General features: G+C 57.1%; 1 protein-coding gene. It reads left to right on the top strand.

Annotated features, from left to right (window positions below; all coding sequences use genetic code 11):
• Positions 1 to 163: 163 nt before the first annotated feature.
• Positions 164 to 606: TnsA endonuclease N-terminal domain-containing protein (locus LPA36_RS29385; RefSeq protein WP_228884025.1), on the top strand; the 443-nt coding region annotated here is incomplete at its 3' end.

Here is a 606-nt window from a genome sequence, read left to right as displayed (position 1 = left end):
CTGTGAGCGAACAATAGAGTTCGACACGAGACAAAATAGTTTGACACAACACAATACAGATTGACACAAACCGGTTGCATCCCGGTATCCTCCTGCCCTCTCATTCAGCGGGGCAGGCATGCGGGCGCGGCGTTTCAGAACACAGCAGGACATCGAGCGATATGTGGCCCAAGGCTTTGGACAGGGCGCAGGTGTCGACTACAAACCGTGGCTTCGCGTACAGGATGTACCGTCCCGCGGACGTTCGCGAAAGGTGCATGGGCTCAAGTCCGGGCGCATTCACCACGTGCTCTCCGATCTTGAGTATCGCTATCTCGTAACGCTTGAGTTTTCAGAGCGCGTCATCGACATTCGCGAGCAGTTCCCGCTTCATCCGGTTGCGTCGGTTCAGGATATCGCCCGGCGACGGGGCATCCGCTATCCGCTTTACGCGGGGACGACCGTGCCGTTCGTGATGACGACCGACTTCGTCGTCACCGTGAGGTCAGATGACGGCACAGTCAGTGAATTCGCCCGGACCGTCAAATATGCAGACGAGCTGGTTCCCAACAACCGGCTCGTTCGCACACTCGAAAAGCTCGAACTCGAAAAGGCTTTCTGGGTGCA

Source organism: Paraburkholderia saeva (genome assembly GCF_907164555.1).
GTDB classification, from domain to species: domain Bacteria; phylum Pseudomonadota; class Gammaproteobacteria; order Burkholderiales; family Burkholderiaceae; genus Paraburkholderia; species Paraburkholderia saeva.
The sequence above is the reverse complement of the archived record's forward strand: the minus strand, read 5'-3'. Positions and strand labels throughout refer to the sequence as shown.